Source organism: Schlesneria sp. (assembly GCF_036405755.1).
Classification (GTDB): Bacteria; Planctomycetota; Planctomycetia; order Planctomycetales; family Planctomycetaceae; genus Schlesneria; species Schlesneria sphaerica.
This window is the reverse complement of record NZ_DASWWZ010000199.1, coordinates 1-5,323: the sequence shown is the minus strand read 5'-3', so window position 1 is coordinate 5,323 and position 5,323 is coordinate 1. Positions and strand designations below refer to the sequence as shown.

The 5,323-nt window shown below is 56.7% G+C and carries 3 protein-coding genes and 1 pseudogene; 2 read left to right on the top strand and 2 right to left on the bottom strand.

Going from position 1 to position 5,323, the window contains the following annotated elements:
• A pseudogene (locus VGE80_RS06685) lies at positions 1-1,113 on the top strand (hypothetical protein); the annotation flags it as partial.
• Here VGE80_RS06685 and ispG read toward each other — a convergent pair.
• Together ispG and VGE80_RS06675 are read right to left on the bottom strand one after the other, a co-directional pair.
• Positions 1,097-2,245, bottom strand: coding sequence for a (E)-4-hydroxy-3-methylbut-2-enyl-diphosphate synthase (gene ispG / locus VGE80_RS06680; RefSeq protein ID WP_373650893.1), 1,149 nt, complete (start codon positions 2,243-2,245; stop codon positions 1,097-1,099). The pseudogene VGE80_RS06685 and the gene ispG sit on opposite strands and share 17 nt — an antisense overlap.
• Before the next feature lie 358 nt (positions 2,246-2,603).
• Entirely contained in the window at positions 2,604-3,044 is a 441-nt protein-coding gene (locus VGE80_RS06675; protein ID WP_440592110.1) for a flagellar export protein FliJ, read from the bottom strand.
• A gap of 525 nt (positions 3,045-3,569) precedes the next feature.
• Between VGE80_RS06675 and groL the strand changes: the two genes are divergently transcribed.
• Positions 3,570-5,276 carry a chaperonin GroEL gene (gene groL / locus VGE80_RS06670; RefSeq protein ID WP_373650895.1) on the top strand — a complete coding sequence of 569 codons (1,707 nt, stop codon included), beginning with the start codon at positions 3,570-3,572 and terminating at the stop codon, positions 5,274-5,276.
• Positions 5,277-5,323: the final 47 nt, after the last annotated feature.

The window sequence follows — 5,323 nt, the reverse complement described above, 5'->3', positions numbered from 1 at the left end:
GTGATCAGCTGTATCGAACATGCAATTCTGCAGGGGCAAATCCAGCCGTGGATGTACCAGGTGCTGGCGATGTCGATGCAGGCGGCGGGCCGCCCGAATTCTCAGATTGAGCGAGTCCTTCTCTCGAGCCAGGACGTGGTGCTCAATGATCCCCGATCGATGATGCATCTGGCCGCCTATCTGGCCCGATTTGAACGTTATGACCGGGCGCTGGAACTCTATCGGCAAGCCGCGGCTCTGGATCCCTCCCGGCCCGAAGCCTATGTACTTGCCCTGGAATTGGCCGTGCGCGCCAAAAACTATGACGCAATTGCCTGGTCTGCTCCTGAGGTACTTTCGTTCTCTTGGGCCAAAGGGCGCGAAAAACTGAATCAACTTGCCGAAGCATCAGCAGCGGATGCGTCCACCGCGCTGCTGAAGGCGGGCGACCATGCCAAAGCGCTCAAGCTCGATCTGGACATGCGCAAGGCACGTCGGCTGGATCTGGTCGTAAGACTGGAATGGAGCGGTCAGGGGGACCTCGATCTCGAGATTCATGAGCCTGGGGGAACCGTTTGCTCGACGATTAATCCCGCAACCACCGCGGGAGGCATCTTCACTCACGATGGCTTCGGACCAATCCAGGCACGCTGCTATGAAGAGTACCTTTGCCCTCAAGGGCTCAAGGGTGAGTACCGTGCTGTCATCAAGCATTCTTCAGGAGACATCGTCGGTAAGCGGGCTCAACTGAGCGTGACCCGAAATCGGGGAACCCCGTACGAGGAGACACTGGTCGAGACAATCCTGCTGGGTCCGGTCGATCAGTCCGTTCGTTTTTCCCTGTCCGGGGGACGACGTATAGAGGGGCAACTCGCCGAGCGTGAGCTCAAGGTTGGGACGCAGCAACCTGTCAAAGGATCGGTTCTGGCTCAACTGGGCCAAGGTGGCGGAGTTGGTCAAATTGCCCAGCGAGGATCCGCAGTGGGATTTACTCCGATCATTACGCAGATCAATGAAGGTGTCCGACTCGGTGCTCTGGCCACCGTGTCGGGTGATCGACGGTATGTTCGGATTAATGCAACGCCCGTGTTCTCAGCGATCACGGACGTTTTCACGTTTACTTTCCAGCAGTAGCCTTTTCGGCGATGACCAGGTCGAGTTCTTCCTTCAGGCGGGGCAGGATGGCGTCGTAGGGGAATGCACCCAGTTCCTTTGCCCCTTTCTTCAGGTTGACAAAGTTAGGACCACACCAAAGTCCCAGGTCGGCATCGTCCGTTTCCCCCGGGCCATTCACGCGGCAGCCCATGACGGCAATCGTGACGGCATGGTCTTCCGCGTAGGAGGTCATTTCCTTGACCTGTTGAGCGAGCTCGATGAATGCTTCGTTCTCAACGCGTGAGCAACTCGGGCAACTGATGATATTGAGTGTTTTCAGTCCGAAGTCGACGAACGAACGAACCCGTCCGGCGGCGATGTCTGCAAGAATCTTCTTGCCGGCGACAATTTCTTCGGACTTGCGGGAGTTGGGAACCGTCAGGGACACACGAATCGTGTCACCAATTCCCTGGCTGATCAGTTGCTCGAAGGCGATACGTGTTTTAATGATTCCGTCCGGGGGCATACCTGCCTCGGTGACGCCCAGGTGCAATGGAATGTCGGATCGCTTTTCCGCGAATCGACGATTCCCTTCGATCACCTTCTGCGGATCTGAATCTTTCAGGGACACGCAGTAACGCGTAAAGCCGATCTCGTCGAGAAAGTCACAGTGTTCCCAGGCACTTTCGAGCATCGGAGTCAGGCTGTCTTCGGGGTCGTATTTTTCTTTCTTGGCAGGGTCGACCGATCCGCAATTCACTCCCACACGCAGAGCGCAGTCATTGTCCTGGGCAATCGATGCCAGATATTGGACTTTTTCTTGCCAGGGCTTGGACCGTTCGTGGTGGTAGAGATGCCCGGGGTTGTAGCGGATCTTGTTCACGGACGGAGCGACAATTTCAGCGAGTCGGTAGTTTTCCTGCAGGTCGACGACCAGGTTTGCCTTGGTTTGTTTGCGGATCTCTGCCAGCGCTGCGGCGTCCTTCTGGTTGTCGACCGCCACACGGATGACGTCCGCGCCAGCGGCGAACAAGTCTTCAATCTGCTGTACCGTGGCGTCGATGTTCTGAGTGTGAGTGGCGGTCATGCTCTGGACAGCGATCGGGTGATTGCCTCCGATGGTGATCGAACCGATTTTCACATCTCGCGTCGGGTTACGCCGAAGTTCCACTCTCGCATCTCCGAAGTGCCGTTAATCTCTAGGACCTCGGGGGATTCTAGTGGCCCATTGTCACATGAGCGAGTCTGGGTGACGCCGCAAGCAAGAAAATGCACGGGGGCCGGAAGGGAGACCAATTGTCGCTGCTCCAATACGACGCAAAGAAGCAGCGGGGACACAAAGAAGCAACGAGCAGACGTTGGTCTGGCATGCTCGCTGTTCTTCGAGGTTCCTGTTCCCTTGGTTGCCGATGAAGAACGACGGGCTGGATTGCCCGAGCATGAGGTGACAACGCCGGGTGATCAGGCTCTGCGTTCCTTCCCTGTCCCGAGGGTGTCTGGTTGGTTCCGCGACTGTTGTAACGCGGCTTCTACGCAACCCGGCGGTGGGAGCGGAGCGAGTCGTCGAATTCCAGACGCTCTGCTTTCAGGCTGGATCGGAGGTATTCGGATCGCTGTCGTTCCGCGAGTCGTTCCAGGCTTTTGACCGATTGGTCGACGGCGATTAATTCTTTCAGGCCGAGATCCCATTTCCGTTTGGCGAGTCGGATGGTCGCCTGCAGTTGCAGAAGTTCGCGTCCCAGTTGTTCGCAGTACCGCTGGCGTGTGGCGATCTGTTCGGGTGACAGCGCCTCTGCGTCGTTCAGGTTGCGAAGCTCCTCGAGGACCTTGTCCCGTGTGGCGTGAAGTGATTCACTCGCCTGAACCGCTGCGGCATGGTCGCGTTCCAATAGAGACACTGCCTGACGCAGCTCGTTTCTTTCGGACTGACGGACTTTCAAAACGGATTGCAGTGAAAATTGGAACGACATGGATCATCCTTGCGGAGCGAGCCGAGCGGCAAGTGTGAAATGATTTCTGGCGGGTGGGAGTGTGCGGTTGTTCCCTGCTTCGTGGCCTCGACGCTGTATCTACTGCATCTCGATGTGCAGTCATAGAGCAATTTATTCCTCCATTTGCACAGGAGTGGGGCCTTCCTTCCGCAAGTGCGACGCCCACAGGAGCTTTCGGTCCGCCTCACCGTGATCTCAGTGTGGCAGCCAAGCGAATGACCTCGTAAGTCGCCAGGCCGTCTGCAGAATCGCTGATGCTGCCAACATGGCAGCGTGTGGTTCTCGTGGTTCTGCTGTGATTCATGTAAAATACTACAAAATAAAGACTTGTGTCTCTTGTGAAATTACCGGCACGCAGCTTGCTGAGTCGGTGCGTGTGTCGAATTGTCGGCCGTGTTGGCGGAACTGACACGCATCGATCTACTTCACCTGAGACCGCCTCGGGTGTCATCTGTGAGTTATGAGTCGTCCCATCAAGTCTGTCTTGTTGGTTGAGGAGTCGCTGTGGCCAAACTGATCAGTTTTGATGAAGAAGCCCGGAAAAGCCTGTTGGAGGGCGTTTCAAAGTTGTCACGAGCGGTGAAAAGCACGCTCGGACCTCGAGGCCGCAACGCGGTTCTTGATAAGGGTTGGGGTTCACCAAAAGTCACAAAGGACGGCGTGACTGTCGCTCAGGACATCGATCTCGAAGACAAGTTTCAGAACATGGGCGTGCAGCTCGTGAAAGAAGCTGCTTCTAAGACGGGCGATGTTGCTGGGGACGGGACCACGACCGCCACCGTTCTGGCTGAGGCGATCTACAAGAATGGCCTCCGATACATCGCCAGCGGTTGCGATCCGATGGCTCTGAGCCGTGGTGTTCAGAAGGCCGTTGACGCAGTGACCGAAGAGCTGCGAAAGCTCTCAAAGGAAGTGAAGGCCAATGACAGAAAGGGCGTTGCAGAAGTTGCCAGCATCGCGGGAAACAATGATCCCGAAGTCGGCAAGATTCTGTCTGACGCTCTGATGAAGGTTGGTAAAGACGGCGTCATCACTGTGGAAGAAGGACGCCAGATTTCGACAGAAGTCGAACTGGTTGAAGGGATGCAGTTCGAGCGAGGCTACCTGTCTCCTCACTTCGTCACCGATCAGGACAGCCAGACTGTCGAACTCGATTCCTGCCGCGTTCTGATTTACGAAGAAAAAATCAGCAGTGCCAAGTCGCTGGTTCCGCTGCTCGAAAAGACTTCGAAGGCGGGCGTTCCGCTGCTGATTATTGCCGAAGACGTCGATGGCGAAGCTCTGGCGACACTGGTCGTCAACAAGATGCGCGGCATCCTCAAGATCTGTGCGGTCAAGGCTCCCGGCTATGGTGACCGCCGCAAAGCCATGCTCGAAGACATCGCCGTCCTCACCGGCGGCAAGGCGATCTTCAAGGATCTCGGCCTGAAGCTCGAGAACGTCGAACTTTCGGACCTGGGCGTTGCCAAGAAGATCCGAATCGACGCCGAGAATACCACCGTCGTTCAAGGGGCTGGTAAGAAGGCGGAAATCGAAGGGCGTGCAGCTCAGATTCGTTCCGAAATTACCAAGACCGACAGCGAATACGATCGCGAGAAGCTGCAGGAACGCCTGGCCAAGCTGGCCGGTGGCGTCGCTCAGATCAGCGTCGGTGCCCACACTGAAACTGAAATGAAGGAACGCAAGGACCTGATCGACGACGCTCTTGCTGCAACGCGAGCCGCGATCGAGGAAGGGATTGTACCTGGTGGTGGTGTCGCCCTGCTCCGCTGCCTCCCCGCAGTCGAGAAGCTCAAGTTGAATGGCGACGAACAACACGGCGTTTCGCTGATCAAGACAGTGCTCGAAATGCCACTGCGCACGATTGCCGAGAACGCAGGTCTGGATGGGGCTGTCGTCGCTAACAACGTGAAGAAGTCGAAGGACAAGTCCTACGGCTACGACGCTTTGAACGAGCGTTATGGCGATATGTTCGACTTCGGCGTCGTTGATCCTGCCAAGGTCGTCCGTTCAGCACTGCAGAACGCTTCGAGCGTCGCCTGCCTGCTGCTGACGACCGATTCGATCGTCGTCGATGCACCAAAGCCAAAGTCCGACGATCACCACCATGACGACCATCACGACGGCGGCATGGGAGGAATGGGTGGTATGGGCGGCATGGGAATGGGTGGCATGGGAGGAATGGGGATGGGCGGCATGGGAGGCTTCTAAGCCTGGCCGTTCAGAACTGACTTCCGACTGTCTGATTCCAAATTAGA